This window comes from Pseudomonas sp. JH-2, from assembly GCF_036231725.1.
Classification (GTDB): Bacteria; Pseudomonadota; Gammaproteobacteria; order Pseudomonadales; family Pseudomonadaceae; genus Pseudomonas; species Pseudomonas delhiensis.
Genome location: NZ_JAZAQP010000058.1, coordinates 12177 through 38685 on the forward strand (window position 1 = coordinate 12177; position 26509 = coordinate 38685).

At 69.1% G+C, this 26509-nt stretch carries 23 protein-coding genes and 1 other RNA gene; 18 read left to right on the top strand and 6 right to left on the bottom strand.

The features are described from left to right. The first annotated feature begins 44 nt into the window (after positions 1-44). From VV867_RS27195 to VV867_RS27205, 3 genes are read left to right on the top strand one after another with little or no spacing between them, the layout of a single operon-like run. A complete protein-coding gene (locus VV867_RS27195) occupies positions 45-1502 on the top strand; it encodes an amidase (protein ID WP_328568047.1) in 1458 nt (485 codons plus the stop codon). A gap of 25 nt (positions 1503-1527) precedes the next feature. After that, positions 1528-2829, top strand: coding sequence for a malonyl-CoA decarboxylase (locus VV867_RS27200; RefSeq protein WP_328568048.1), 1302 nt, complete (start codon positions 1528-1530; stop codon positions 2827-2829). An 8-nt stretch (positions 2830-2837) separates the two neighbouring features. Beyond that, positions 2838-4361 (top strand): malonate--CoA ligase, encoded by a 1524-nt coding sequence (locus VV867_RS27205; protein WP_328568049.1) that lies wholly within the window; start codon positions 2838-2840, stop codon positions 4359-4361. Positions 4362-4638: 277 nt separating this feature from the next. On the opposite strand, the gene VV867_RS27210 is transcribed toward VV867_RS27205, so the two are convergent. Further along, entirely contained in the window at positions 4639-5616 is a 978-nt protein-coding gene (locus VV867_RS27210; protein WP_328568050.1) for an NADPH:quinone oxidoreductase family protein, read from the bottom strand. Between the two features lie 159 nt (positions 5617-5775). Between VV867_RS27210 and VV867_RS27215 the strand changes: the two genes are divergently transcribed. The 4 genes from VV867_RS27215 (at position 5776) to VV867_RS27230 (ending at position 11246) form a co-directional block, all read left to right on the top strand. Then, positions 5776-6183, top strand: coding sequence for a flagellar basal body-associated protein FliL (locus VV867_RS27215; RefSeq protein WP_089391018.1), 408 nt, complete (start codon positions 5776-5778; stop codon positions 6181-6183). A gap of 128 nt (positions 6184-6311) precedes the next feature. Further along, on the top strand, positions 6312-7385 hold the full coding sequence (locus VV867_RS27220; RefSeq protein WP_328568051.1) for an HlyD family secretion protein: 1074 nt from the start codon (positions 6312-6314) through the stop codon (positions 7383-7385). Beyond that, positions 7382-10120 (top strand): ribosome-associated ATPase/putative transporter RbbA, encoded by a 2739-nt coding sequence (rbbA, locus tag VV867_RS27225; protein ID WP_328568052.1) that lies wholly within the window; start codon positions 7382-7384, stop codon positions 10118-10120. The genes VV867_RS27220 and rbbA overlap by 4 nt, the downstream gene beginning before the upstream one ends. Before the next feature lies 1 nt (position 10121). After that, complete coding sequence (locus VV867_RS27230; protein ID WP_109935056.1) at positions 10122-11246, top strand: ABC transporter permease; 1125 nt, start codon at positions 10122-10124, stop codon at positions 11244-11246. Positions 11247-11612: 366 nt separating this feature from the next. Here VV867_RS27230 and VV867_RS27235 read toward each other — a convergent pair whose 3' ends face one another. Next, complete coding sequence (locus tag VV867_RS27235; RefSeq protein ID WP_328568053.1) at positions 11613-12068, bottom strand: EVE domain-containing protein; 456 nt, start codon at positions 12066-12068, stop codon at positions 11613-11615. Positions 12069-12255: 187 nt separating this feature from the next. Between VV867_RS27235 and VV867_RS27240 the strand changes: the two genes are divergently transcribed. After that, positions 12256-12387 carry a hypothetical protein gene (locus tag VV867_RS27240; RefSeq protein WP_009615095.1) on the top strand — a complete coding sequence of 44 codons (132 nt, stop codon included), beginning with the start codon at positions 12256-12258 and terminating at the stop codon, positions 12385-12387. Position 12388: 1 nt separating this feature from the next. On the opposite strand, the gene VV867_RS27245 is transcribed toward VV867_RS27240, so the two are convergent. From VV867_RS27245 to VV867_RS27260, 4 genes are all read right to left on the bottom strand, one after another. Continuing rightward, positions 12389-13030, bottom strand: coding sequence for a 5-formyltetrahydrofolate cyclo-ligase (locus VV867_RS27245; RefSeq protein ID WP_109935058.1), 642 nt, complete (start codon positions 13028-13030; stop codon positions 12389-12391). A gap of 10 nt (positions 13031-13040) precedes the next feature. Beyond that, positions 13041-13219: non-coding RNA, 6S RNA (ssrS, locus tag VV867_RS27250), on the bottom strand. Positions 13220-13250: 31 nt separating this feature from the next. After that, positions 13251-13565 carry a cell division protein ZapA gene (locus tag VV867_RS27255; protein WP_009615099.1) on the bottom strand — a complete coding sequence of 105 codons (315 nt, stop codon included), beginning with the start codon at positions 13563-13565 and terminating at the stop codon, positions 13251-13253. Further along, complete coding sequence (locus tag VV867_RS27260; protein ID WP_009615100.1) at positions 13562-13771, bottom strand: TIGR02449 family protein; 210 nt, start codon at positions 13769-13771, stop codon at positions 13562-13564. Before VV867_RS27260 ends, VV867_RS27255 begins: the two co-directional genes overlap by 4 nt. 172 nt (positions 13772-13943) lie before the next feature. Between VV867_RS27260 and VV867_RS27265 the strand changes: the two genes are divergently transcribed. The 10 genes from VV867_RS27265 (at position 13944) to gcvP (ending at position 26273) form a co-directional block, all read left to right on the top strand. After that, positions 13944-14498: a UPF0149 family protein gene (locus VV867_RS27265; RefSeq protein ID WP_109935059.1), complete on the top strand. Its 555-nt coding sequence runs from the start codon at positions 13944-13946 to the stop codon at positions 14496-14498. Positions 14499-14507: 9 nt separating this feature from the next. Then, positions 14508-15842, top strand: coding sequence for a Xaa-Pro aminopeptidase (pepP, locus tag VV867_RS27270; protein ID WP_328568054.1), 1335 nt, complete (start codon positions 14508-14510; stop codon positions 15840-15842). 1 nt (position 15843) lies between these two features. Next, entirely contained in the window at positions 15844-17028 is a 1185-nt protein-coding gene (gene ubiH / locus VV867_RS27275; protein WP_328568055.1) for a 2-octaprenyl-6-methoxyphenyl hydroxylase, read from the top strand. A gap of 9 nt (positions 17029-17037) precedes the next feature. Continuing rightward, positions 17038-17520 (top strand): DUF4442 domain-containing protein, encoded by a 483-nt coding sequence (locus VV867_RS27280; protein ID WP_089391009.1) that lies wholly within the window; start codon positions 17038-17040, stop codon positions 17518-17520. Positions 17521-17542: 22 nt separating this feature from the next. Beyond that, entirely contained in the window at positions 17543-18760 is a 1218-nt protein-coding gene (locus VV867_RS27285; protein WP_328568056.1) for a 2-octaprenyl-3-methyl-6-methoxy-1,4-benzoquinol hydroxylase, read from the top strand. A 117-nt stretch (positions 18761-18877) separates the two neighbouring features. Continuing rightward, on the top strand, positions 18878-19879 hold the full coding sequence (locus tag VV867_RS27290) for an extracellular solute-binding protein (RefSeq protein WP_109935062.1): 1002 nt from the start codon (positions 18878-18880) through the stop codon (positions 19877-19879). A gap of 172 nt (positions 19880-20051) precedes the next feature. Then, positions 20052-21698, top strand: a complete 1647-nt coding sequence (locus VV867_RS27295; RefSeq protein ID WP_328568057.1) for an ABC transporter permease — start codon at positions 20052-20054, stop codon at positions 21696-21698. 73 nt (positions 21699-21771) lie between these two features. Beyond that, complete coding sequence (gene gcvT / locus VV867_RS27300) at positions 21772-22854, top strand: glycine cleavage system aminomethyltransferase GcvT (RefSeq protein ID WP_109935064.1); 1083 nt, start codon at positions 21772-21774, stop codon at positions 22852-22854. Between the two features lie 51 nt (positions 22855-22905). Then, entirely contained in the window at positions 22906-23295 is a 390-nt protein-coding gene (gene gcvH / locus VV867_RS27305) for a glycine cleavage system protein GcvH (RefSeq protein ID WP_009615120.1), read from the top strand. Between the two features lie 101 nt (positions 23296-23396). Continuing rightward, a complete protein-coding gene (gene gcvP, locus VV867_RS27310) occupies positions 23397-26273 on the top strand; it encodes an aminomethyl-transferring glycine dehydrogenase (protein ID WP_328568058.1) in 2877 nt (958 codons plus the stop codon). The last annotated feature ends 236 nt before the right edge of the window (positions 26274-26509 follow it).

Here is a 26509-nt window from a genome sequence, read left to right on the forward strand (position 1 = left end):
ATTCCCGCGAACGCGGGAACCCAGAAGACAAAAGGCCGCGCCACATGAGCCAGAACCCCAACCTCAGCCCCCTCGTCCAGCTCCAGGCCCACGAACTGGCGCAGCTCATCCGCCTGCGCCAGGTCTCCTGCCGCGAGGTGATGGGCGACTACCTGGCGCACATCGAGCGCTTCAACCCGGCGGTCAACGCCCTGGTCAGCCTGGAGCCCGCCGAGCGGCTGCTGGCCCAGGCCGACGCGCGCGACGCCGAGCTGGCCCGCGGCGAGTACCGCGGCTGGATGCACGGCCTGCCCCACGCCATCAAGGACCTGTCGCTGACCAAGGGCATCCGCACCACCCTCGGCTCGCCGCTGTACCGCGACTACGTGCCCGAGCGCGACGGCATCATGGTCGAGCGCATCCGCGCCGCCGGGGCGATCCTCATCGGCAAGAGCAACACCCCGGAATTCGGCCTCGGCTCGCAGAGCTACAACCCGCTGTTCGGTGCCACCGGTTGCGCCTACGACCCGGCCCGCACCGCCGGCGGCAGCAGCGGCGGTGCGGCGGCGGCCCTGGCCCTGCAACTGGTGCCGGTGGCCGACGGCAGCGACATGATGGGCTCGCTGCGCAACCCGGCGGCGTTCAACAACATCGTCGGCTTCCGCCCGTCCCAGGGCCGCGTGCCCTTCGACGACGCCGCCGACCTGTTCTGCGACCAGCTCGGCTACGAAGGCCCCATGGGCCGCAGCGTGCGCGACGTGGCCCTGCTGCTGTCGGTGCAGGCCGGGGCGGACGCCCGCGCGCCGCTGTCCATCGCCGAATCCGGCAAGGCCTTCGCCGGCCCGCTGGAGCGCGACTTCAAGGGCGCACGCCTGGGCTGGCTGGGCGACCTCGGCGGCCACCTGGCCATGGAGCGCGGCGTGCTGGAACTGTGCCAGCGCTCATTCGCCGACTTCCAGGCCATCGGCTGCGAGGTCGAATCCTGCGAGCTGGGCTTCCCCGCCGAACGCCTGTGGGACTGCTGGCGCACCCTGCGCCACTGGTTCGTCGCCGGCTCCCTGGGCGCGGCCTACGCCGACCCGGCCAAGCGCGCGCTGCTCAAGGAAGAGGCCTGCTGGGAAGTGGAGAACGGCCTGCGCCTGTCGGCCATGGAGGTGTTCCAGGCTACGGTGGCGCGCAGCGACTGGTACCGCGCCATCCAGCGCCTGTTCGAGCGCTACGACTACCTGCTGCTGCCCAGCGCCCAGGTGTTCCCCTTCGACAAGCACCTGCACTGGCCGAAGGAAGTCGCCGGCCGCGCCATGGACACCTACCACCGCTGGATGGAAGTGGTGATCCCCGGCACCCTGTCCGGATGCCCTGTCGCCAACGTGCCGGTAGGCTTCAATGAACAGGGCCTGCCCATGGGCCTGCAGATCATCGGCCGGCACCAGGCCGACCTTGCGGTGCTGCAACTGGCCCATGCCTACGAGCAGGCCACCCAATGGTACCGGCGCTGCCCGCCGCCGCTGCTGGCGCAGTGAGGCGCGCGCCGAAGAAGGAGGTTCGATGAACGTCAGCTTCTTCCAGGAACTGCTGCAGAGCATCAGCGAACGCGGCCGCCAGCTGCTGGAGTCCCGCGAGCCGGTGCCGATCAGCGCGGCGTCGCTGGTCGAGGCCAGCCGCCGCCTGCTCTCCGGCCACGGCGAGGCCTCCGGCGTGGCCCTGGCGCGGCAGGTGCTGTGCGCCTACCGCGACTGCCCGCCGGAGCAGCAGAAGGCCTTCTTCGACAACCTGCTCAACGATTTCGCGCCGCCCGCCGAGGCCCTGGCCGACGCCTGCCGGCGCTACCTGGAAAACCCCGGCGCGGAGCAGGTCACCGCGCTGTTCGAGGCCTGCGAGCCGCCGCGCCAGGAACTGTTCCGCCGCCTCAACCAGGCCCCCGGCGGCACCGCTGAGCTGATCGCCATGCGCCGCCTGCTGCTGCAGGAGCTCAGGGCGCGGCCGCGGTTGGCGGCGGTGGACCACGACCTGCAGCACCTGCTGGCCTCCTGGTTCAACCGCGGCTTCCTGGTGCTGCGACGCATCGACTGGTCGACCCCGGCGGCGATCCTGGAAAAGATCATCCGCTACGAGGCGGTGCATGCCATCAAGGACTGGGACGACCTGCGCAGCCGCCTGCAACCGGCCGACCGCCGCTGCTTCGCGTTCTTCCACCCGGCGCTGCCGGAGGAGCCGCTGATCTTCGTCGAGGTGGCGCTGACCCGGCAGATGCCCGCCGCCATCGCCGAAATCCTCGAACAACCCGGCGAGGCCGCCGATGCGCCGGATACCGCGGTGTTCTATTCGATCAGCAACTGCCAGGAGGGCCTGCGCGGCATCTCCTTCGGCAATTTCCTGATCAAGCAGGTGGTGGAGGAGCTGGCTCGCGAAGTGCCCGGGCTCAAGCAGTACGTCACCCTCTCGCCGGTGCCCGGTTTCCGCCGCTGGCTCGACAGCCAGGCCGGGCGCCCCGAGGTCGCCGAATGCCTGAAGGCGCTCAAGCCCGACGCGCCGCCGCCCCCGCGCCTTGAACAGCCGCTGCTGGCGCTGGCCGCCGAATACTTCCTGCAGGCCAAGAATGCCCAGGGCCTGCCGCCGGACCCGGTGGCGCGCTTCCACCTGGGCAACGGCGCCCGCCTGGAGCGCCTGAACTGGCGCGGTGACCTCTCCGCCGGCGGCCTGCGCCAGGCCGCCGGGCTGATGGTCAACTACCGCTACGAATTGCGTCAGATCGAGAAAAACCACGAAGCCTACGCCAACCAGGGCACGGTGATCGCCGCCAACGAGGTCAAGCGACATCTCGCCCCACCGGCCAAGCCCCGCCGCTAGGAACCGCCATGAACCAGAGCCTTTTCGCCGCCGTCGGCGAGCACCTGCCCGAAGACCTCAACAAGCCCTTCCTCCGCACCCCGGATGGCGGCGGCTACAGCTATGCCGAGATGCTGCGCAGCAGCGCGCAGTTCGCCCACGCCCTGGTGGAACTGGGCGTGCAGCCGGGCGACCGCGTCGCCGTGCAGGTGGACAAGAGTCCCGAGGCGATCATGCTCTACCTCGGCACCCTGCGCGCCGGCGCCGTCTACCTGCCGCTGAACAGCGGCTACACCAGCGAGGAGCTGAGCTACTTCCTCGGCGACGCCGAACCCTCGCTGTTCGTCTGCACCCCGGCCTTCGAGGAGCAGGCCAAGGCACTGGCCGAACAGTGCGGCGTGGCCCGCGTGGCGACCCTCGGGCAGCACTGCGAAGGCAGCCTGATGCGCCACGTGGAAGGCAAGCCGGCGCGCTTCGCCGACGTCGCGCGCAGCCGCGACGACCTCGCCGCCATCCTCTACACCTCCGGTACCACCGGGCGCTCCAAGGGCGCCATGATCAGCCACGGCAACCTGGTCTCCAACGCCCGCGCGCTGGTCGAGGCCTGGGGCATCACCCGCGCCGACTGGCTGCTTCACGCGCTGCCGATCTTCCACATCCACGGCCTGTTCGTGGCCATCAACAGCCTGCTGATGGCCGGCGGTTCGCTGCTCTACACGGAGAAGTTCGACGCCGCCGAAGTGCTGCGCCTGCTGCCCCAGGTGAACCTGCTGATGGGCGTGCCGACCTTCTACACCCGCCTGCTCGACCAACCGGGGCTGACCCGCGAGGCGGTGGCGCACATGCGCCTGTTCGTCTCCGGCTCGGCGCCGCTCACCGCCGAGACCCACAAGGCCTTCCGCGAGCGCACCGGGGTGGCCATCCTCGAGCGCTACGGCATGACCGAAACCGGCATGAACACCTCCAACCCGCTTGATGGCGAGCGCATCGCCGGCACCGTCGGCTTCCCGCTGCCGGGCGTCGAGCTGCGCATCACCGACCCGGCCGAGAAGGAGGCGAAGCTGCTGCCGCAAGGCGAGCCGGGGATGATCGAGGTGCGCGGCCCCAACGTGTTCCGCGGCTACTGGCGCATGCCGGAGAAGACCGCCGAGGAACTGCGCGGCGACGGCTTCTTCATGACCGGCGACATCGGCTTCATCGACGACAAGGGCTACGTGCAGATCGTCGGGCGCAGCAAGGACATGATCATCAGCGGCGGCTACAACGTGTACCCGAAGGAGCTGGAACAGATCATCGACACCCTGCCCGGCGTGGCCGAATCGGCGGTGATAGGCCTGCCGCACCGCGACTTCGGCGAAGGCGTGACGGCGGTGGTGGTGGCCAGGCCCGGCGAGACGCCGAGCGAGGCGGACATCCTCGCCGGCCTGGACGGTCATCTGGCGCGCTACAAGCAACCCAAGCGGGTGGTGTTCGTGGACGCGCTGCCGCGCAACGTGATGGGCAAGGTGCAGAAGAACCAGCTGCGCGAGCGCTTCAAGCAGCTGTACGCCTGAGCGCAGGGCGGATAACGGCTCTTCGTAGGAGCGAGCTTGCTCGCGAACAGTGCTCGCCGGTGAGCTCGGTGTATTGGATGGACTCCGCAACCCTCTCCCTGAAGGGAGAGGGGGCTATCCGTGCCGCTGGTGGTTTTCGTGCCATCCGGCAACACCGGCGTGGCCGACGAGCGCCGATATCACACTTCACACCGAACGGTCCCCTCTCCCTTCAGGGAGAGGGTTAGGGAGAGGGAACGAGGCCCATCCCCCACACCACACATCAGGCCAAACACCCTCAACGCACCTGCACCACCACCTTCCCGACCGCCTTGCGCTGCCCCAGGTGATCGATCGCCTCCCCAGCCTTCTCCAACGGATAGGTCTGCGAAACCAACGGCTTCAACTTGCCCTCCGCAAACCACTGGAACAGCTGCTGGAAGTTCGCCGCGTTGTCCTGCGGCTGGCGCTGGGCGAAGGCGCCCCAGAACACGCCGACCAGGGAAGCGCCCTTGAGCAGCGGCAGGTTGGCCGGCAGCGAGGGGATGGTCCCGCTGGCGAAGCCGACCACCAGCAGGCGGCCGTTCCAGGCGATGCTGCGGAAGGCTTCCTCGAACAGCTCGCCGCCCACCGGGTCGTAGATCACGTCCACGCCCTGGCCGCCGGTGATTTCCTTGAGCTTGTCCTTCAGGCTGCCCTCGCTGTAGTTGACCAGCACGTCGGCTCCCGCTGCCCTGGCCACTTCCAGCTTGGCGTCGCTGCTGGCCGCGGCGATGACCCTGGCGCCCATCGCCTTGCCGATCTCCACCGCCGCCAGGCCCACGCCGCCGGAGGCGCCGAGCACCAGCAGGGTCTCGCCCGGCTGCAGGTTGCCGCGCTGCCTGAGCGCGTGCATCGAGGTGCCGTAGGTCATGCCGAAGGCGGCGGCGGTGGTGAAGTCCATGCCCGCCGGGATCGGCAGCACGTTGTAGGCGCCCACCGCCACCTGCTCGGCGAAGCTGCCCCAGCCGGTCAGGGCGATGACGCGGTCGCCGGGCCTGACGTGGGAAACCTTCTCGCCCACCGCGGCGACCACGCCGGCGGCCTCGCCGCCCGGGGCGAAGGGGAAGGGCGGCTTGAACTGGTACTTGCCCTCGATGATCAGGGTGTCGGGGAAGTTCACCCCGGCGGCGTGGACGTCCAGCAGCACCTCGTTCTTCGCAGGCGTCGGGCTGGCGATTTCTTCCAGCACCAGGGTTTCGGCGGGGCCGAAGGCTTTGCACAGCACGGCTTTCATCGGGGGTGTACTCCTTTCGTGTAATGCCCGGCAGTGTAGGAGTGGTAGGGCGGGGGGCAAATCAGTATGGTCCCGGCTTATGCCGCTGCATAACCGCCGGGCTTGGGCCGCGCGCCCGGTATGGCTATGCTTGCCGGCATCGTGCATGGAGAAGTCGCCTTGAAAGCCCTGATCGCCCTGACCCTGATGCTGTTCCTCGCCCCCGTGATGGCCTCGGAGGAGGAAGCCAAGCCGGAAGACGCCAACAAGCCGTTGTTCGTCGACCTCACCCCGGCCCTGGTCGGCAACTACGGCAGCGGGCCGAAGCTGAAGTACTACAAGGCCGACATCGCCCTGAAGGTCACCGGCAAGGAGGCCGAGGAGAAGGTCGAGCACCACGAGCCGCTGATCCGCAACCAGTTGATCATGCTGTTCGCCCAGCAGACCGACGAGACCCTCGGCAGCGTCGAGGCCAAGGAGAAACTGCGCCAGGAGGCGCTCAAGCAGGTACAGACGGTCCTCAAAGAAGAGGAAGGGAAGCCACTGGTGGACGATCTGCTGTTCAACAACCTGATCGTGCAGCCCTGAGACGGAGCAGGTTTCGCCCGTTATCCAGGTCTTTTCGGGCGGCTCTGACCTGTATCAAGGCCTTTTCCCCTCCCTTCGCTGAAGATCCCTACAAGATCGCTCGGAATGAGCGTTGATCAGGGGGTACGATGAAGGGTAATTCGAAACGCTGGCTGTTCCGTGGCGGCGTGCTCGCCGCCTGCGCGGTGGTCGCCGCCCTGGCCTGGCAGACGCTGAAGCCGAACGGGCTGGGCGAGGGTTTCGCCAGTGGCAACGGGCGCATCGAGGCCACGGAGGTGGACGTGGCCACCAAGCTGCCCGGCCGCGTGGCCGAGATCAAGGTGGACGAGGGCGACTTCGTCAAGACCGGCGAAGTGGTCGCGCGCATGGACACCCAGGTGCTGCAAGCGCAGCTGGCCCAGGCCCAGGCCGAGGTGCGCCAGGCGCAGAACGCCAAGCTCACCGCCGAATCCGTGGTGACCCAGCGCAACAGCGAGAAGAGCACCGCCGAGGCGGTGGTGGCGCAGCGCCAGGCCGAGCTCACCGCCGCGCAGAAACGCTTCACCCGCACCGAGCAGTTGGTCAAACGCAACGCCCTGCCGCAGCAGCAACTGGACGACGACCGCGCCGTGCTGCAGAGCGCCCAGGCCGCGCTGTCCGCCGCGCGCTCCCAGGTGATCTCGGCCCAGGCCGCCATCGAGGCCGGGCGTTCCCAGGTGATCGAGGCGCAGTCGGCCATCGAGGCCGCCACCGCCAGCGTCGCCCGGCTGCAGGCCGACATCGACGACAGCCTGCTGCGCGCCCCCCGCGACGGCCGCGTGCAGTACCGCGTGGCGCAGCCCGGCGAGGTGCTGGCCGCCGGCGGCAAGCTGCTCAACATGGTCGACCTGACCGACGTCTACATGACCTTCTTCCTGCCCTCCGCCCAGGCCGGCCGCGTGGAGCTGGGCCAGGAGGTGCGCCTGGTGATAGACGCGGTGCCGCAGTACGTGATCCCGGCCAAGGTCTCCTACGTCGCCAGCGTCGCCCAGTTCACCCCCAAGACCGTGGAGACCGCCAACGAGCGCGAGAAGCTGATGTTCCGCGTCAAGGCGCGGCTGGACCCGGCGCTGCTGGAGAAATACATCACCTACGTGAAGACCGGCGTGCCGGGCATGGCCTACCTGCGCCTGGACCCTGAGGCGCAATGGCCGGAGCACCTGCAGATCAAGGTCCCGCAATGAGCGCCCGGCACGGCGCGGTGGCCAGCCTGGCCGGCGTCTCGCTGCGCTACGGGCAGACCCGCGCGGTGGACGACGTCAGCCTGGACATCCCGGCCAACCGCATGGTCGGCCTGATCGGCCCGGACGGCGTCGGCAAGTCCAGCCTGCTGGCGCTGATCGCCGGCGCGCGCAAGCTGCAGGACGGCCAGGTGCACGTCCTCGGCGGCGACATGCGCGACGCCCGCCACCGCCGCGCGGTGTGCCCGCGCATCGCCTACATGCCCCAGGGCCTGGGCAAGAACCTCTACCCGACGCTCTCGGTGTTCGAGAACGTCGACTTCTTCGGCCGCCTGTTCGGCCACGACAAGGCCGAGCGCGAGCGGCGCATCGCCGACCTGCTGCACAGCACCGGCCTTGCGCCCTTCGCCGAGCGCCCGGCGGGCAAGCTCTCCGGCGGCATGAAGCAGAAGCTCGGGCTGTGCTGCGCGCTGATCCACGACCCCGACCTGCTGATCCTCGACGAGCCCACCACCGGCGTCGACCCGCTGTCGCGCAACCAGTTCTGGGAACTGATCGGGCGCATCCGCGCCGGCCGCGAGGGCATGAGCGTGCTGGTGGCCACCGCCTACATGGAGGAGGCCGAGCGCTTCGACACCCTGGTGGCGATGGACGAGGGCAAGGTGCTGGCCACCGGCACCCCCGCCGAGCTGCGCGAGCGGACCGGCACCCACAACCTGGAGGCGGCCTTCGTCGCCCTGCTGCCCGAGCGCAAGCGCGCCGGCCACCACGCGCTGGTGATCCCGCCGCGCCAGCACAGCGAAGGCGCGCCGCAGATCGCCATCGAGGCCGAGGGCCTGACCTGCCGCTTCGGCGACTTCGTCGCGGTGGACCACGTCAGCTTCCGCATCGAACGCGGGGAAATCTTCGGTTTCCTCGGCTCCAACGGCTGCGGCAAGTCCACCACCATGAAGATGCTCACCGGCCTGCTGCCGGCCAGCGAGGGTAGCTGCGCACTGTTCGGCCAGCCGGTGAACGCCAAGGACATGGACACTCGCCGCCGCGTCGGCTACATGTCCCAGGCCTTCTCGCTGTATGCCGAGCTGACGGTGCTGCAGAACCTGGAACTGCACGCCAGGCTGTTCCACCTGCCGGCCGAGGCGATAGGCCCGCGGGTGGAGGAGATGCTCGCGCGCTTCGACCTCGGCAAGGTCCGCGACGAGTTGCCCGACAGCCTGCCGCTGGGCATCCGCCAGCGCCTGTCGCTGGCCGTGGCGGTTATCCACAAGCCGGAGATCCTCATCCTCGACGAGCCCACCTCGGGCGTCGACCCAGTGGCCCGCGACGGCTTCTGGCAGCTGATGGTCGAGCTGTCGCGGCGCGACGGGGTGACCATCTTCATCTCCACCCACTTCATGAACGAGGCCCAGCGCTGCGACCGCATCTCGCTGATGCATGCCGGCAAGGTGCTGGACAGCGACACCCCGCAGGGCCTGATCGACAAGCGCGGCCTGCCGACCCTGGAGGCGACCTTCATCGCCTACCTGGAAGAGGCCGCCGGCAGCGCCGCGCCGCCGCCCGAGCCGCCGGCGCCGGCCAGCGTCGGGCAGGCGCCGCACAAGCCGCAGCGCCAGCGCTTCAGCCCGCTGCGCCTGTTCAGCTATGCGCGGCGCGAATCCATGGAGCTGCGCCGCGACCCCATCCGCCTGACCCTGGCGCTGCTGGGCACGGCGCTGCTGATGTTCATCATCGGCTACGGCATCAACATGGACGTCGAGGACCTCTCCTACGCCGTGCTCGACCGCGACCAGACCACCACCAGCCAGGCCTATGCGCTGAACATCGCCGGCTCGCGCTACTTCATCGAGCACCCGGCGATCCGCGACCCCGACGACCTCGACCGGCGCCTGCGCAGCGGCGAGCTGAGCCTGGCGGTGGAAATCCCGCCGCACTTCGGCCGCGACCTCAAGCGCGGCGACGACCCGGCCATCGGCGTGTGGATCGACGGCGCCATGCCCACCCGCGCCAATACCGTGCAGGGCTACGTGCAGGGCCTGCACAGCAGCTACCTGGCCGACCTGGCCCGGCAGAGCGGCAACGCCGAGGCCAGCGCGGCGGCCAGCACCGAGGTGCGCTACCGCTACAACCCCGACGTGGAGAGCCTCAAGGCCATGGTCCCGGCGGTGATCCCGCTGCTGCTGATCATGATCCCGGCGATGCTCACCGCCCTGGGCGTGGTGCGCGAGAAGGAACTGGGCTCGATCACCAACCTCTACGTCACCCCGGTGACGCGCCTGGAGTTCCTGCTCGGCAAGCAGCTGCCGTACATCGGCATGGGCATGGTCAACTTCGTGCTGATGCTGGCCATGGCGGTGCTGCTGTTCCGCGTGCCGCTCAAGGGCAGCCTGCTGGCGCTGAGCCTCGGCGCGCTGCTGTACGTGATCACCAGCACCGGCCTCGGCCTGCTGCTGTCGACCTTCATGAAGAGCCAGATCGCCGCGGTGTTCGGCACCGCCATCGCCACCATGATCCCGGCCATCCAGTTCGCCGGGCTGATCCACCCGGTGTCCTCGCTGGAGGGCGCGGCGGCGCTGATCGGCAGGCTCTACCCGACCAGCCACTTCCTGGTCATCAGCCGCGGCGCCTTCTCCAAAGCCCTGGGCCTGGCCGACCTGTGGCCGTACTACCTGCCGCTGCTGGCGGCCATCGGCGTGCTGACGCTGTTCAGCGTGCTCCTGTTGAAGAAGCAGGAGGACTGAGATGCGCAAGCTGGCCAACATCTTCAACCTGGGCATCAAGGAGTTCCGCAGCCTCGGCCGCGACTACGCGATGCTGATCCTGATCGCCTGGGCCTTCACCCTGGGCGTCTACAGCTCCGCCACCGGCGTGCCGGAGACGCTGCACCACGCGCCCATCGCGGTGGTCGACGAGGACCAGTCGCAGCTCTCCTCGCGCATCGTCAACGCCTTCCAGCCCCCGTACTTCCGCCCGCCGGAAATGATCGGCCACGCGCAGATGGACCGCGGCATGGACACCGGCCTGTACACCTTCACCCTGGACATCCCGCCGGACTTCCAGCGCGACGTGCTGGCCGGCCGGCAGCCGGCGATCCAGGTCAACGTCGACGCCACCCAGACCGCCCAGGCCTTCTCCGGCGCCGGCTACATCCAGAACATCGTCGCCACCGAGGTGCGCGAGTTCGTCAGCCGCTACCGCGCCGAGCCGAGCATGCCGGCGGAGCTGGCGGTGCGCATGGAGTTCAACCCGAACCTGACCCAGGCCTGGTTCGGCGCGGTGATGGAGGTGATCAACCAGATCACCATGCTGTCGATCATCCTCACCGGCGCGGCGCTGATCCGCGAGCGCGAGCACGGCACCGTCGAGCACCTGCTGGTGATGCCGCTGACCGCCTTCGAGATCATGCTGGCCAAGGTCTGGTCCATGGGCGTGGTGGTGCTGGCGGCGGCCGCGCTGTCGCTGCAGCTGGTGGTGCGCGGCTGGCTGGACGTGCCGATCAGCGGCTCGGTGGCGCTGTTCCTGCTGGGCGCGGCGCTGCACCTGTTCGCCACCACCTCCATGGGCATCTTCCTCGGCACGGTGGCGCGCTCGATGCCGCAGCTGGGCCTGCTGGTGATCCTCACCCTGATGCCGCTGCAGATCCTCTCCGGCGGCACCACGCCGCGCGAGAGCATGCCGGAGCTGGTGCAGAACATCATGCTGTTCGCCCCGACCACCCACTTCGTCAGCCTGGCCCAGGCCATCCTGTTCCGCGGCGCCGGGCTGGCCATCGTCTGGCCGCAGTTCCTGGCGATCATTGGCATTGGCGCGGCATTTTTCTGTGGGGCGTTGTGGCGGTTCCGCAGGACCATTTCGCAGATGGCTTGATGTATTACTTGTAGGCGCGAGGGGGACGCCTGGTTCTTGCTCGCGAATGGGTGTCTGCCGGTTGGCGCGGTGTATTGGATGGACCCCGTAACCCTCTCCCCAGCCCTCTCCCTGAAGGGAGAGGGGGCTTGTCCGTGCCGAGAGAAGGAATGGTTTCAGCCGGAAACCGCTGGCGCTGCCGGCTGACTCAGGAATACCCAAGCACTCCGAACGGTCCCCTCTCCCTTCAGGGAGAGGGTTAGGGAGAGGGCGCTCTTGGGGATGAACACCAAGCACCCCCGACAGACGCCTGTTCGCGAGCAAGCTCGCTCCTACGAAAAGCATCTCTGCCCAATTGAGCGCCCCACCCGACAACCGGCCTGCGTCCTAGCGTCGCGCCAACCCGAGAATGATCTTCCACTGCTCCTCGCTCACCGGCATCACCGACAAACGGCTGCCGCGCTGCACCAGGGCCAGTTCCTCCAGCCCGGCGGCGGCCCGGAGGGTGGCCAGCGGCAGCACTTCCCTGAACGCCTCGACGAAACTCACGTCCCGCGCGCTCCAGGGGTTCTTCTCGGCGCTGGCCTTGGCGTCGTGGTAGGGGCTCTGCGGGTCCAGCGCGGTGGGGTCGGGGTAGGCCTCGCCCTCGATCCGGCCGATGCCGGCCACGCCCGGCTGCGGGCAGCTGGAGTGGTAGAAGAAGAACAGCTCGCCGGGCTGCATGCTGCGCACGAAGTTGCGCGCCTGGTAGTTGCGCACGCCATCCCAGCGCGCCTTGCCCAGGCGCTGCAGGTCGTGGATCGACAGTTCGTCGGGTTCGGATTTCATCAACCAGTGCGGCATGATCCTTGCTCCAGTTTCGCCGTTTTTGTGGGAAGTGGCTGACTCCGACGACTGGACTAGGCATGGAATTGCGAGACGCTTTCCATTGTCGGAGAATGCCGCCGTTTTTCAGCTTGGCACGCGCCGGACGGACCAAAAACCACCGCCGGCCATCGTTGACAGTTTGCCTGGAAGGGGGAGGCAATCGATGAAGCGTAAGCCCGATCTGTTGTGGGTGCTGGTGATCCTGTTCGGCCTGGGTGTCGTCACCACCGGTTACACCCAGAGCCTGTGGGACCGCCAGGGCGAGGTTCCGGTCCAGGTGACCAAACAGCCCTGATTCACCCCGCCGGGCGCCGCAGGGAACGCGGCGCCTGTGCGAGCGCGCCGTACCAGCCGGCGTCGCTGACGATGCCCTGCAGCGGCACATCCCAGCTGGCCAGGTCCAGCCGGTCCACCTTCTGGCATTCGTGCGCCAGGCCCAAAAGTGTCGGTTTGCGCCAGATTTTGCGCCTGCCCAGGTACGCCAGGGTGCGGTCGTAGAACCCCTTGCCCATCCCCAGGCGCCCACCCCGTTCGTCGAAACCCACCAGCGGCAGCAGCACCAGGTCCAGCGCCCAGGGCTCGCGCTGGCGGCCGCGGTCCGGCAGCGGCTCGGCGATGCCGTAGCGGTTGTTCCGCCAACGCTCGCCGTTGCCGACGCGCTGGAAGGTCATGTGGGTGTGCGGCCAGCGGCTGAGCACCGGCAGGTAGGTGGCCTTGCCGCGTTTCTGCGCGGCCTTGAGCAGCGGGCGCGGGTCGATCTCGCCGTCGGCGGGCAGGTACAGGGCGATGTGGCGGGCGCGGCGGAACAGCGGGTGTTGCGCCATGCGGCGCTGCAGGTCGCGGGCGGCCTGGCGTTGCTGTTGCGCGCTGAGCTGGCGGCGGGCCTGGCGCAGCAGGCGGCGCAGGGCAGCGCGGGAAAGGTCTTGGGCGTGGATCATGGCAGGAGGAAAGCTCCCCGGACATGCCGCTGTCGGGTTAGCCCTTGAACCCGAAAGTTCAAGGTGGCGGTTGCAGTAGGCTTTAAGGCTTTCCGTCGTGCGGACATGCACACCAGCCCAACTGGCAACCTCCGTTGTTGCGATTATCGGCTCAGGGACATCACCGACTGGCCAACACACCAGGGAGCGTGGCCAGTATACCCCAGGGTTTTCTCCGGGGTCAGTCTTCCCGCCCGGGCTGATCGGTGGTAAGGGCGCGGTCCACGCGTTCGAGCAGTTCGCGCACGCGTTCGCGGGTAGAGCTGTGCTCGTTGTCCATGCGCTCCTGCTTGTGCAGCAGGTCGTGGGTGATGTTCAGCGCGGCCATCACGGCGACGCGGTCGGCGCCGATGACCTTCCCGCTCGAGCGGATCTCGCGCATCTTGCTGTCCAGGTAGCGCGCGGCGCTTTCCAGGTTGACGCGCTCCTCGGCGGGGCACGTGATGCAGTATTCCTTGTCGAGAATCTGCACGTTCAGGGTGTTCGTCTGGCTCATGAGTCCTGCTCCAGGGCTTTCAGGCGCAAAATCATCGCTTCGACCTTGTGGCGCGCCAATTCGTTCTTCTCGATCAGATGAGCGCGCTCCTCGCGCCAGCTCTTCTCGTTGGCCCGCAGCAGCCGGTTCTCCGCCTTGAGCTGTTCCAGGCGCTGGAGCAGGAGGTCGAATTTGGCGATCAGCGTTTGCAGGTCGGCGTCTTCCATGGGCTCTCGCTTGGGCAAGGGGATGACCGGAAACTATACAGGGTGCGGCAGCGCACCGGGCTGCCCGACACGCCGTCGCATGGTCTGAGCGCGCCCGGCGGTGCTAGGATAGCCACTCTCATTCTATGCATAGCGCCTGGTGGCGCCTAGCGTCGATATTCAGGTCCCGCGCATGTCCACAGTAAATTCCGCCTACACCGCTTTCGCCAACCTGCTCGCCGAGGCGGCCCTGCCGATCTCGCCCGCGGAACTGCACGGCCACCTGCTCGGGCGCGTCTGCGCCGGCGCCGGCTTCGACCAGGGCGAGTGGCTGCAGGCCGCCGCCGAACTGCTCGGCGGCGAACTCAGCGAACGCCTGCAAGCAGCCCTGGGCGGCCTGCTGGGCATGGTCCAGCAGGACCTGAGCGCCGGCGAGATGGCCGTGGTGCTGATGCTGCCCAACGACGACGCCCCGCTGGCCGAGCGCGCCCAGGCCCTGGGCCAGTGGTGCCAGGGCTTCCTCGCCGGTTTCGGCCTGGCGCTGCGCCAGGCCAGCCTGTCCGACGAGGCCGACGAAGTGCTCCAGGACATCGCCGCCATCGCCCAGGTCCAGGGCCAGCTGGAAGAGTCCGAGGACGGCGAGACGGACTACATGGAAGTCCAGGAATACCTGCGGGTCGCCCCGCTGCTGCTGTTCTCCGAATTCGGCAAGGTGCCGGCGCCGGCCGACAAACCCTCCCTGCACTGAGGTAGCTGCATGATCCGTATCGCCAAACCGGAATACGCCCGTCGGCGCAAGGCGCTGATGGCGCAGATGGAGCCCAACAGCATCGCCATCCTGCCGGCGGCGCCGATGTACATCCGCAACCGCGACGTCGAGCACGTCTACCGCCAGGACAGCGACTTCCAGTACCTCACCGGCTTCCCCGAGCCGGAAGCGGTGATGGTGCTGATCCCCGGCCGCGAGCATGGCGAATACGTGCTGTTCTGCCGCGAGCGCGACCCCGAGCGCGAACTCTGGGACGGCCTGCGCGCCGGCCAGGACGGCGCGGTCAGGGACTTCGGCGCCGACGACGCCTTCCCCATCGGCGACATCGACGACATCCTCCCCGGCCTGATCGAGGGCCGCGACCGCGTCTACTACGCGCTGGGCGCCAACCCCGAGTTCGACCGCCGGCTGATGGACTGGATCAACGTGATCCGTTCCAAGGCCCGCCAGGGCGCGCAGCCGCCGAACGAGTTCGTCGCCCTCGACCACCTGCTGCACGACCTGCGCCTGTACAAGAGCGCCGGCGAAGTGAAGGTGATGCGCTACGCCGCCGAGGTTTCCTGCGGCGCCCACATCCGCGCCATGCAGGCCTGCCGGCCAGGGCTCTACGAATACCACCTGGAGGCCGAGCTGGAATACGCCTTCCGCCTGGGCGGGGCGAAGATGCCGGCCTACGGCTCGATCGTCGCCACCGGGCGCAACGCCTGCATCCTGCACTACCGGGAGAACGACGCGCAGATCAGGGACGGCGACCTGATCCTGATCGACGCCGGCTGCGAGATCGACTGCTACGCCAGCGACATCACCCGCACCTTCCCGGCCAACGGCAAGTTCAGCCCCGAGCAGAAGGCCATCTACGAGCTGGTGCTGGAGGCCAACATGGCCGCCTTCGACTACATCGCCCCCGGCCGCCACTGGAACGAGGCCCACGAGGCCACCGTGCGCGTCATCACCGCCGGCCTGGTGAAGCTCGGCCTGCTCAAGGGCGACGTCGACGAACTGATCGCCAGCGAAGCCTACAAGGCCTTCTACATGCACCGCGCCGGCCACTGGCTGGGCATGGACGTGCACGACGTCGGCGAGTACCGCGTCGGCGGCGAATGGCGCGTGCTCGAGCCGGGCATGTCGATGACCGTCGAGCCGGGTATCTACATCGCGCCGGACAACACCGACGTGCCGAAGAAATGGCGCGGCATCGGCGTGCGCATCGAGGATGACGTGGTGGTGACCAAGAGCGGCTGCGAAGTGCTGACCAACGGCGTGCCCAAGACCGTCGCCGCCATCGAGGCGCTGATGGCCGAAGCCAAGGCCCAGGCGGCCTGAGATGCAACGCGCGAACCTGGCGATCATCGGTGGCGGCCTGGTCGGCGCCAGCCTGGCGCTGATCCTGCAGGCCGGCGCCCGCGAGCGCGGCTGGCGCATCGTGCTGGTCGAGCCCTTCGCCCCCGGCGATGCCTACCAGCCCAGCTATGACGCCCGCTCCTCGGCGCTGTCCTTCGGCAGCCGGCAGATCTACGAGCGCCTGGGGGTGTGGCAACGCATCGCCCAGCGCGGCGCGCCGATCAGCCAGATCCACGTGTCCGACCGCGGGCGCTTCGGCTCCGCGCGCCTCACCGCAATGGAGGAGGGCGTGCCGGCGCTGGGCTACGTGGTGGAGAACGCCTGGCTCGGCCAGTGCCTGTGGCAGGCCCTGGACCACGAGGTGGTGAGCTGGCGCTGCCCGGCCGAAGTGCGCCGCATGGAGGCCCTGGACGACGGCTACCGACTGACCCTGGACGATGATTCGATCCTGGACTGCGACCTGGCCGTGCTTGCCGACGGCGGCCGTTCCGGCCTGCGCGAACAGCTGGGCATCGGCGTGCGCGAGGCGCCCTACGGGCAGACCGCACTGATCGCCAACGTCAGCCCCAGCGAGGAACACCGCGGCCAGGCCTTCGAACGCTTCACCGAACAGGGGCCCATGGCCCTGCTGCCGCTACCGGACAACCGCTGCGCGCTGGTCTGGACGCGCCCGCCGCGCGACGCCGAGCGCTTGCGCGAGCTGCCCGAGCGGCAGTTCCTCGACGAGCTGCAGGCCACTTTCGGCTACCGCCTGGGCGGCTTCCGCCAGGTTGGCGCACGCTACTGCTACCCGCTGACCCTCAGCGAGGCCGAGGAACAGGTGCGCCCGCACCTGGTGGTGCTGGGCAATGCCGCGCACAGCCTGCACCCCATCGCCGGGCAGGGCTTCAACCTGTCGCTGCGCGATGCCCAGGCCCTGGCCGACCAGCTGCTAGGCGCGGACGCCGCGCCCGGCGACTTCGCGGTGCTGCAGCGCTACCTGGACGCCCAGCGCCTGGACCAGCAGATGACCGTCGGCTTCTCCGACCGCGTCACCCGCCTGTTCTCCAACGCCCAGCCGGTGCTGGCCACCGGGCGCAACCTGGGCCTGCTCGGCCTCGACCTGCTGCCGCCGGCCAAGCGCTGGTTCGCCCGCCAGGCCATGGGCCTGGGCGCGCGGCCGGTCTAGGGAGCGGCGATGTCCTCAGGCAAGATGGCCCGCCGCGCCCGCCTGCTGCGCTTCGGCCTCAACCTCTACCCGCCGTACATCGGTGCCGGCGTGCGGGTGCGCCACATCAGCCCGGACTTCCGCGAGGTGCGGGTGAAGATGGTGCTGTCCTGGTTCAACCGCAACTACGTCGGCACCCAGTTCGGCGGCAGCCTGTACAGCATGACCGACCCCTTCTTCATGCTCATGCTGATGGAGAACCTGGGGCGCGACTACATCGTCTGGGACAAGGCCGCCAACATCGAATTCATCACCCCGGGCAAGGGGCCGGTGTACGCCGAGTTCCGCATCGACCAGCAACTGCTGGACGAGGCCCGCGAGCGCACCGCCGACGGCGGCAAGTTCCTGCCCAGGCTGCACGCCGAGGTGCGCGACGGCGAGGGCACGCTGGTCGCGCGGGTGCAGAAGACCCTCTACATCAGGCTCAAGCCGCGCCTGCGCAAGGCCGGCTGACGACATGGAAAAAGGAATGCAGATGCACGCGGATCTGGTGATTGTCGGGGCGGGGATGGTCGGCAGCGCGCTGGCCCTGGCGTTGCAGGGCAGCGGCCTGGAAATCCTGCTGCTCGACGGCTCGCCGCTGAGCGTGAAGCCCTTCGACCGCGAGGCGCGCTTCGAGCCGCGCGTCAGCGCCCTGTCCGAGGCCAGCCGGCGCATCCTCCAGCGCCTGCACGCCTGGGACGGCATACTCGCGCGGCGCGCCGAGCCCTACCGCGAGATGCACGTGTGGGACGGCTCCGGCACCGGCCAGGTGCATTTCAGCGCGGCCAGCGTGCATGCCGAGGTGCTCGGCCACATCGTCGAGAACCGCGTGGTGCAGGACGCCCTGATGGAGCGCCTGCACGACACCACACTCGGCCTGCTGCCCGGCGCGCGCCTGGAGCAGCTGCGCCATTCCGGCGACGACTGGCTGCTGACCCTGGCCGACGGCCGGCAGATCCGCACGCCGCTGGTGGTCGCCGCCGACGGCGCCAACTCCGCCGTGCGCCGCCTGGCCGGCTGCGCCACCCGCGAGTGGGACTACCTGCACCACGCCATCGTCACCAGCGTGCGCTGCGAAAAGCCGCACCAGGCCACCGCCTGGCAGCGCTTCACCGACGACGGCCCGCTGGCCTTCCTGCCGCTGTCCCGCGGGGGCGATACGCACTGGTGCTCGATCGTCTGGTCGACCACCCCGGAGCAGGCCGAACGCCTGATGGCGCTGGACGACGACGGCTTCCGCGACGCCCTCGGCCGGGCCTTCGAGCACTGCCTGGGCGGCATCGAGCAGGTCGACCCGCGCCTGTGCATCCCGCTGCGCCAGCGCCACGCCAAGCGCTACGTGGAGCCGGGCCTGGCGCTGATCGGCGACGCCGCGCACACCATCCACCCGCTGGCCGGGCAGGGCGTCAACCTGGGCTTCCTCGACGCCGCGGTGCTGGCCGAGGTGCTGATGCACGCCCACGCCCGTGGCGAGCGCATCGCCGACGAGCGCGTGCTGAGCCGCTTCGAGCGCCGGCGCATGCCGCACAACCTGGCGATGATGGCGGCGATGGAAGGCTTCCAGCGCCTGTTCCAGGCCGACCCGCTGGCCGTGCGCTGGCTGCGCAACGCCGGCCTGCGCCTGGTCGACCGCCACCACGAGGCCAAGGGGCTGTTCGTCCGCCAGGCGCTGGGGCTGTCCGGCGACCTGCCGGCGCTCGCTCGCGTCTGAGGCGCCGCGACTCCGTGTCGCGGTCCTGTGAAACACCCGGTCACAAAGGCCGGCTCCGGGGCTAAATGAGGTTCCTTATCATCTGGAACCTCATTCCGCTACCCAGGAGCCGCCAGCATGTCGGTACGCAAAGGCCTTCTCGCTTCCCTCGCCCTCACCGCCCTGGCCGGCACCGCCCAGGCCGCCGACGAGGTGGTGGTCTATTCGTCGCGCATCGACGAGCTGATCAAGCCGGTGTTCGACGCCTACACCCGGAAGACCGGCGTGCAGGTGAAGTTCATCACCGACAAGGAAGCGCCGCTGATGGCGCGGATCAAGGCCGAAGGCGCCAACACCCCGGCCGACCTGCTGCTCACCGTGGACGCCGGCAACCTCTGGCAGGCCGAGAAGATGGGCATCCTGCAGCCGTTCGACTCGCCGGCCCTGGACGCCAACATTCCCCCGCAGTACCGCTCCGGCACCGACAGCTGGACCGGCCTGTCGCTGCGCGCGCGGACCATCGCCTACTCCACCCAGCGGGTGAAGCCGGAGGAACTCTCGACCTACGAGGCCCTGGCCGACAAGCAGTGGGAAGGCCGCCTGTGCCTGCGCACGGCGAAGAAGGTCTACAACCAGTCGCTGACCGCCACCCTGATCGAGACACACGGCGAGCAGAAGACCGAGCAGATCCTCAAGGGCTGGGTGGGCAACCTGGCCACCGACGTGTTCTCCGACGACACCGCGCTGCTCCAGGCCATCGCCGCCGGCCAGTGCGACGTCGGCCTCGTCAACACCTACTACTACGGGCGCCTGCACAAGCAAAAGCCGGACCTGCCGATCAAGCTGTTCTGGCCGAACCAGGCCGACCGCGGCGTGCACGTCAACCTCTCGGGCATCGGCCTGACCAAACATGCGCCGCACCCCGAGCAGGCAAAGGCCCTGGTGGAATGGATGACCGGCCCCGACGCCCAGGCCCTGTTCGCCTCGCTGAACCAGGAATTCCCGGCCAACCCCAAGGTCGCGCCCTCCGAGGAAGTGGCGGCCTGGGGCAGCTTCAAGGCCGACAGCATCCCGGTGGAAGTTGCCGGCAAGCGCCAGGCCGAAGCTATCAAGCTGATGGACCGGGCGGGTTGGAACTGATGGCTGCAGGCCAGAGCGACGGAGCCGTGGCCTGCTTCCCCTGTAGGAGCGAGCTTGCTCGCGAACCCGGGCCGCGTGCCGAGGCGTTCGCGAGCAAGCTCGCTCCTACGAAAAGCCCATCCCCCGCTCTTCGCCTGCAGCCTGCCGCTTGTAGCCTGCAGCCCGAATAACCATGTCCCGCCGCTGGTATCCCATCACCTTCTCCATCGCCGCCCTGGTGGCGTTGCCGATCGTCGTGCTGGCGCTGAGCTGGGGTGAGATCGATACGGAAATCTGGGCGCACCTGTGGGACACCCAGTTGCCTCGTCTGCTGGGCAACAGCCTGGTGCTGGTGCTCGGCGTGGGGGTCGGGGTGACCGTCCTGGGCACCAGCCTGGCCTGGCTCACCGCGCTCTGCGAGTTCCCCGGGCGGCGCTGGCTGGACTGGGCGCTGATGCTGCCCTTCGCCATCCCGGCCTATGTGCTGGCGTTCGTCTTCGTCGGCCTGCTGGATTTCGCCGGGCCCTTGCAGAGCCTGCTGCGCGAGTGGTTCGGCAGCGGCCTGCGGCTGCCGCGGGTGCGTTCCACCGGCGGGGTGATCCTGGTCCTGGTGCTGGTCTTCTACCCCTACGTGTACCTGCTGGCGCGCGGCGCCTTCCTGGCCCAGGGGCGCGGCCTCACCGAGGCGGCGCGGGTGCTCGGGCTGTCGCCCTGGCGGGCCTTCTGGCGCGTGGCGCTGCCCATGGCGCGGCCGGCCATCGGCGCAGGGCTTGCGCTGGCGATCATGGAGACCCTGGCCGACTTCGGCGCCGTCTCGGTGTTCAACTTCGACACCTTCACCACCGCCATCTACAAGACCTGGTACGGCTTCTACAGCCTGTCCAGCGCCACCCAGCTGGCCAGCCTGCTGCTGCTCGGGGTGTTCCTGGTGGTGTTCGGCGAGCGCCACAGCCGTGGCCGCGTCGTGGCCGGCAGCGAGAAGCCGCGCACCGCGCCGCTGTACCGCCTGCGCGGGTTCAAGGCCTTTGCCGCCAGCGCCTGGTGCGGCCTGGTGTTCGCCTGCGCCTTCGCCATTCCCGTGGCACAGTTGCTGGTGTGGTGCTGGCAACGCGGCCGCTTCGACCTCGACGAGCGCTACTGGGGCCTGCTCTGGCACAGCCTTGGCCTGGGCGCCACGGCGGCGGCGCTGTGCGTGGTGGTCGGCCTGCTGCTGGCCTTCGCCCGCCGCCAGGCGCCGGCGAGGTCGGTGCGCGCCGCGGTGGGCCTGGCCAACCTCGGCTACGCGGTGCCCGGCTCGGTGCTGGCGGTGGCGATCATGCTGGCCTTCAGCTGGCTGGACAACCGCTGGGTGATCCCGCTCTCCAGCGCCCTGGGCGGCACCGGCAAGCCGCTGCTGCTGGGCAGCCTGGGGGCGCTGCTGCTGGCTTACCTGATCCGCTTCCTGGCGGTGGCCGAGGGCCCGCTGGAAAGCACCCTGGTGCGCATCCGCCCGTCCTTCGCCGAGGCTTCGCGCAGCCTCGGCGTGGCGGGGCCGGCGTTGTTCGCGCGGGTCTACCTGCCGCTGCTGGCGCCGGGGCTGATGAGCGCCGCGCTGCTGGTGTTCGTCGATGTATTGAAGGAAATGCCGGCTACCCTGCTGATGCGCCCCTTCGGCTGGGACACCCTGGCCGTGCGCGTGTTCGAGATGACCAGCGAGGGCGAATGGGCCCGGGCCGCGCTGCCGGCGCTGAGCCTGGTACTGGCCGGGCTGCTGCCGGTGGTGCTGCTGATCCGCCGTTCCGCGGCCAGCGCGGCGGGGCGCGACTCGGCCGTCGGCCGAGGTGTCCAGGCTCCCGCCTAGCGGCTACAATGCGCCGGTTTCGTGCGGGCCGCCCTCGCGCTCCGCATCCGCCATTCCCGGAAGGAGAACACCCATGGGACAGCGCACCCCGCTCTACGACCTGCATGTCGCGCTCGGCGCGAAAATCGTCGATTTCGGCGGTTGGGACATGCCTCTCCACTACGGCTCCCAGGTCGAAGAGCACCACCAGGTCCGTCGCGACTGCGGCGTGTTCGACGTCTCCCACATGACCGTGGTCGACGTCACTGGTCCGCAGTCCAAGGAATACCTGCAGCGCCTGCTGGCCAACGACGTCGAACGCCTGCAGGTGCCCGGCAAGGCGCTGTACAGCGGCATGCTCAACGAGCGTGGCGGAGTGGTCGACGACCTCATCGTCTACCTGGGCGTGTACGGCTACCGCGTGGTGGTCAACGCCGCCACCCGCGAGAAGGACCTGGCCTGGATGCAGGCCCACACCGAGGGCTTCGAGGTCCAGCTGCACGCGCGCCCGGACCTGGCCATGCTGGCCGTCCAGGGCCCCAACGCGCGGGACAAGACCGCCGAGTTGGTCAGCTCCTCCCGCGCCACCCTGATCCGCGAACTCAAGCCCTTCCAGGGCAAGGCCGATGGCGACTGGTTCATCGCCCGCACCGGCTATACCGGCGAGGATGGCCTGGAGATCATGCTGCCGGCCGCCGAGGCGCCGGGCTTCCTCAACGAACTGGTGGGCGCCGGCATCGCCCCCGCCGGCCTGGGCGCGCGCGACACCCTGCGCCTGGAAGCCGGGATGAACCTCTACGGCCAGGACATGGACGAGGACATCTCGCCCCTGGCCGCCAACATGGGCTGGACCATCGCCTGGGAGCCGGCCGATCGCGACTTCATCGGCCGCCAGGCCCTGGAGGCCCAGCGCGCCGCCGGCGACCAGCCGAAGCTGGTCGGCCTGGTGCTGGAGGAGCGCGGCGTGCTGCGCGCCCACCAGGTGGTGCGGGTGGCCGGCATCGGCGAAGGCGAGATCACCAGCGGCAGCTTCTCCCCGACCCTTGGCAAGTCCATCGCCCTGGCCCGCCTGCCGGCGGCCACCGGCGACCGCGCCGAGGTGGAAATCCGTGGCAAGTGGTACCCGGTGCGCGTCGTTCAGCCGAATTTCGTGCGTCATGGCAAGGCCCTGATCTAAATTGCATAGGCGACCCATCGTCGCCGTTGCCCCGTCCCCGAGGAAAACAAGATGAGCAATATTCCCGCCGACCTGCGTTACGCCGCCAGCCACGAGTGGGCGCGCCTGGAAGCCGACGGTACCGTCACCGTGGGCATCTCCGACCATGCCCAGGAAGCCCTGGGCGACGTGGTCTTCGTCGAGCTGCCGGAACTCGGCAAGCAACTGAACGCTGGCCAGGAAGCCGGCGTGGTGGAATCGGTCAAGGCCGCTTCGGACATCTACGCCCCGGTCGGTGGCGAGGTGATCGCCATCAACGAGGTCCTGGCCGACACCCCCGAGGAAGTCAACAACGACCCCTACGGCTCCTGGTTCTTCAAGCTCAAGCCGAGCAACCCGGCCGAGCTGGACAAGCTGCTCGACGCCGCCGGCTACCAGGCCGCCTGCGACGCAGACGCCTGATCGCCCTGCCGACCCCCACAAGGCCCCGCTCAGTCGGGGCCTTGTTCTTCCACCCTGGCCTATCCTGTGTTGATCGTGCATTCCCGATCGAGGTCCAGGCCATGTCGAAAAGCCCTTCGCTGTCCCAGCTGAACCAGCCCGATGCCTTCCTGCGCCGCCACCTCGGCCCCGACGAGGCGGAGCGACGGACGATGCTCGAGGCCCTGGGCGTCGCCAGCCTCGACGACCTGATCGTGCAGACGGTGCCCCCGGCCATCCGCCTGAACCGCCCGCTGGAGCTGCCGCCGGCGCTGGACGAGCAGGGCGCCCTGGCCAGGCTGCGCGGCTATGCGCAGCAGAACCAGCTGTGGACCAGCCTGATCGGCACCGGCTACTACGGCACCCTCACGCCCACGGTGATCCTCCGCAACGTGCTGGAGAACCCCGGCTGGTACACCGCCTACACCCCCTACCAGCCGGAGATCGCCCAGGGCCGCCTGGAGGCGCTGCTGAACTTCCAGCAACTGACCATCGACCTCACCGGCCTGGACCTGGCCAGCGCCTCGCTGCTGGACGAGGCCACCGCCGCCGCCGAGGCCATGGCCCTGGCCAAGCGCGTGGCCAAGGCCAAGAGCAACCTGTTCTTCGTCGACGTGAACTGCCACCCGCAGACGATTTCCGTGGTGCGCACCCGCGCCCAGGCCTTCGGCTTCGACCTGGTGCTGGACGAGCTGGACAACCTGGGCCAGCACGCGGTGTTCGGGGCGCTGCTGCAGTACCCCGACAGCCGCGGTGAGGTCCGCGACCTGCGCCCGCTGATCGACGCCCTGCACGCCCGCCAGGCCATCGCCTGCGTCGCCGCCGACCTGCTCAGCCTGCTGCTGCTCACCCCGCCGGGCGAGCTGGGCGCCGACGTGGTGCTGGGCAGCGCCCAGCGCTTCGGCGTGCCCATGGGCTACGGCGGGCCCCACGCGGCCTTCTTCGCCACCCGCGACGAGTTCAAGCGGGCCATGCCCGGACGGATCATCGGCGTGTCCCGCGATGCCCGCGGCAACACCGCGCTGCGCATGGCGCTGCAGACCCGCGAGCAGCACATCCGCCGCGAGAAGGCCAACTCCAACGTCTGTACCTCGCAGGTGCTGCTGGCCAACATCGCCAGCCTGTACGCCGTCTACCACGGCCCCGAGGGCCTCAGGCGCATCGCCCAGCGTGTGCACCGGCTCACCGCGATCCTTGCCGCCGGGCTGTTCGCCAAGGGCCTCAAGCGCGTCAACGCGCATTTCTTCGACACCCTGACCCTGGAAGTGGGCGCGCAGCAGGCGGCCATCCTCGAGCGAGCCCGCGCGGCGCGCTACAACCTGCGCATCGTCGGCGAGGACCGGCTGGGCGTCAGCCTGGATGAAACCTGCAGCGCCGAGACCGTCGCCACCCTGTTCGACATCTTCCTCGGCGCCGGCCACGGCCTGAGCATCGCCGTGCTGGATGCCGGCGATCTCTCCGACGGCATTCCCGGCACCCTGCAGCGCCGTTCCGGCTACCTCGGCCACCCGGTGTTCAACCGCCACCACAGCGAGACCGAGATGCTGCGCTACCTGCGCCAGCTCGAAGGCAAGGACCTGGCGCTGAACCAGGCGATGATCCCGCTGGGCTCCTGCACCATGAAGCTCAACGCCACCAGCGAGATGATCCCCATCACCTGGCCGGAGTTCGCCAACCTGCACCCCTTCGTGCCGCGCGAGCAGGCCGAGGGCTACCGCCTGATGATCGACGAGCTGGAGAGCTGGCTGCGCACCATCACCGGCTTCGACGCCATCTGCATGCAGCCCAACTCCGGGGCCCAGGGCGAGTACGCCGGGCTGCTGGCCATCCGCAGGTACCACGAGAGCCACGGCGAGGGGCACCGCAACGTCTGCCTGATCCCGTCCTCGGCCCACGGCACCAACCCGGCCTCGGCGATCATGGCGAGCATGCGCGTGGTGATAGTCGAGTGCGACAAGGGCGGCAACGTCGACCTGGAGGACCTCAAGCTGAAGGCCGCCGAGGCCGGCGCCCAGCTGGCCTGCCTGATGATCACCTACCCCTCGACCCACGGCGTGTACGAGGAGGGCATCCGCGAGATCTGCGAGGTTATCCACAGCCACGGCGGGCAGGTGTACATGGACGGCGCCAACCTCAACGCCCAGGTCGGCCTGGCGCGGCCGGCGGACATAGGCGCGGACGTCTCGCACATGAACCTGCACAAGACCTTCTGCATCCCCCACGGCGGCGGCGGGCCGGGCATGGGCCCGATCGGCGTGAAGCAGCACCTGGCGCCGTTCGTCGCCAACCACCCGGTGATCCGCATCGAGGGGCCCAACCCGCTGAATGACGCGGTCAGCGCCGCGCCCTGGGGCAGCGCCAGCATCCTGCCGATCAGTTGGATGTACATCGCCATGATGGGCCCGCAGTTGGCCGATGCCACCGAGGTGGCCATCCTCAACGCCAACTACCTGGCCCAGCGCCTGGACGGCGCCTTCCCGGTGCTCTACCGCGGGCGCAACGAGCGCGTGGCCCACGAGTGCATCCTCGACCTGCGGCCGCTCAAGGCGCAGACCGGGATCAGCGAGGAAGACGTGGCCAAGCGCCTGATGGACTATGGCTTCCACGCGCCGACCATGTCCTTCCCGGTGCCCGGCACGCTGATGGTGGAACCCACCGAGAGCGAGTCGCTGCACGAGCTGGACCGTTTCGTCGAGGCCATGCTGAGCATCCGCGCGGAGATCGCCAAGGTCGAGACCGGCGAATGGCCGGCCGAGGACAACCCGCTCAAGCGCGCGCCGCACACCCTGGCCGACGTGACCGGCCCCTGGGAGCGGCCCTACGGCATAGCCGAAGCAGTGACCCCCAGCGAACACACCCGCGCCTTCAAGTACTGGCCGGCGGTGAACCGGGTGGACAACGTGTTCGGCGACCGCAACCTGTTCTGCGCCTGCGTGCCGGTGGACGAGTACCGGGAGTGAGAAAATCCGCGCCTACGAAATGCCGAGCCCCCCTGTAATTGGATGGACTCACCCTCACCGAGGCGTCGAGGCGCCACGGTGGCATTCTAAGAAGCCGCCGACAGTGAGGGTGAGGCCATGAAAAAGCATACGACGACGAAGAAGCCCATGTCTGCAGTGGATGTGTCGGCTTGCACGACAGTCGCCGTGGATTTGGCGAAGAAGGTATTCCAGGTGGCCGGGGAAGATGCCCAGGG

Excerpts from the sequence above, each read along its gene's own strand:
- VV867_RS27200 (WP_328568048.1), top strand. The coding sequence starts at position 1,528 with ATGAACGTCAGCTTCTTCCAGGAACTGCTGCAGAGCATCAGCGAACGC.
- VV867_RS27245 (WP_109935058.1), bottom strand. The coding sequence starts at position 13,030 with ATGATCCACGCCCAAGACCTTTCCCGCGCTGCCCTGCGCCGCCTGCTG.
- VV867_RS27210 (WP_328568050.1), bottom strand. The coding sequence starts at position 5,616 with ATGAAAGCCGTGCTGTGCAAAGCCTTCGGCCCCGCCGAAACCCTGGTG.
- VV867_RS27295 (WP_328568057.1), top strand. The coding sequence starts at position 20,052 with ATGTCCCGCCGCTGGTATCCCATCACCTTCTCCATCGCCGCCCTGGTG.
- gcvT (WP_109935064.1), top strand. The coding sequence starts at position 21,772 with ATGGGACAGCGCACCCCGCTCTACGACCTGCATGTCGCGCTCGGCGCG.
- VV867_RS27220 (WP_328568051.1), top strand. The coding sequence starts at position 6,312 with ATGAAGGGTAATTCGAAACGCTGGCTGTTCCGTGGCGGCGTGCTCGCC.
- VV867_RS27285 (WP_328568056.1), top strand. The coding sequence starts at position 17,543 with ATGCACGCGGATCTGGTGATTGTCGGGGCGGGGATGGTCGGCAGCGCG.
- VV867_RS27230 (WP_109935056.1), top strand. The coding sequence starts at position 10,122 with ATGCGCAAGCTGGCCAACATCTTCAACCTGGGCATCAAGGAGTTCCGC.
- ubiH (WP_328568055.1), top strand. The coding sequence starts at position 15,844 with ATGCAACGCGCGAACCTGGCGATCATCGGTGGCGGCCTGGTCGGCGCC.
- gcvH (WP_009615120.1), top strand. The coding sequence starts at position 22,906 with ATGAGCAATATTCCCGCCGACCTGCGTTACGCCGCCAGCCACGAGTGG.
- rbbA (WP_328568052.1), top strand. The coding sequence starts at position 7,382 with ATGAGCGCCCGGCACGGCGCGGTGGCCAGCCTGGCCGGCGTCTCGCTG.
- gcvP (WP_328568058.1), top strand. The coding sequence starts at position 23,397 with ATGTCGAAAAGCCCTTCGCTGTCCCAGCTGAACCAGCCCGATGCCTTC.
- pepP (WP_328568054.1), top strand. The coding sequence starts at position 14,508 with ATGATCCGTATCGCCAAACCGGAATACGCCCGTCGGCGCAAGGCGCTG.
- VV867_RS27290 (WP_109935062.1), top strand. The coding sequence starts at position 18,878 with ATGTCGGTACGCAAAGGCCTTCTCGCTTCCCTCGCCCTCACCGCCCTG.
- VV867_RS27265 (WP_109935059.1), top strand. The coding sequence starts at position 13,944 with ATGTCCACAGTAAATTCCGCCTACACCGCTTTCGCCAACCTGCTCGCC.
- VV867_RS27205 (WP_328568049.1), top strand. The coding sequence starts at position 2,838 with ATGAACCAGAGCCTTTTCGCCGCCGTCGGCGAGCACCTGCCCGAAGAC.
- VV867_RS27280 (WP_089391009.1), top strand. The coding sequence starts at position 17,038 with ATGTCCTCAGGCAAGATGGCCCGCCGCGCCCGCCTGCTGCGCTTCGGC.
- VV867_RS27235 (WP_328568053.1), bottom strand. The coding sequence starts at position 12,068 with ATGCCGCACTGGTTGATGAAATCCGAACCCGACGAACTGTCGATCCAC.
- VV867_RS27260 (WP_009615100.1), bottom strand. The coding sequence starts at position 13,771 with ATGGAAGACGCCGACCTGCAAACGCTGATCGCCAAATTCGACCTCCTG.
- VV867_RS27255 (WP_009615099.1), bottom strand. The coding sequence starts at position 13,565 with ATGAGCCAGACGAACACCCTGAACGTGCAGATTCTCGACAAGGAATAC.
- VV867_RS27195 (WP_328568047.1), top strand. The coding sequence starts at position 45 with ATGAGCCAGAACCCCAACCTCAGCCCCCTCGTCCAGCTCCAGGCCCAC.
- VV867_RS27240 (WP_009615095.1), top strand. The coding sequence starts at position 12,256 with ATGAAGCGTAAGCCCGATCTGTTGTGGGTGCTGGTGATCCTGTTCGGC.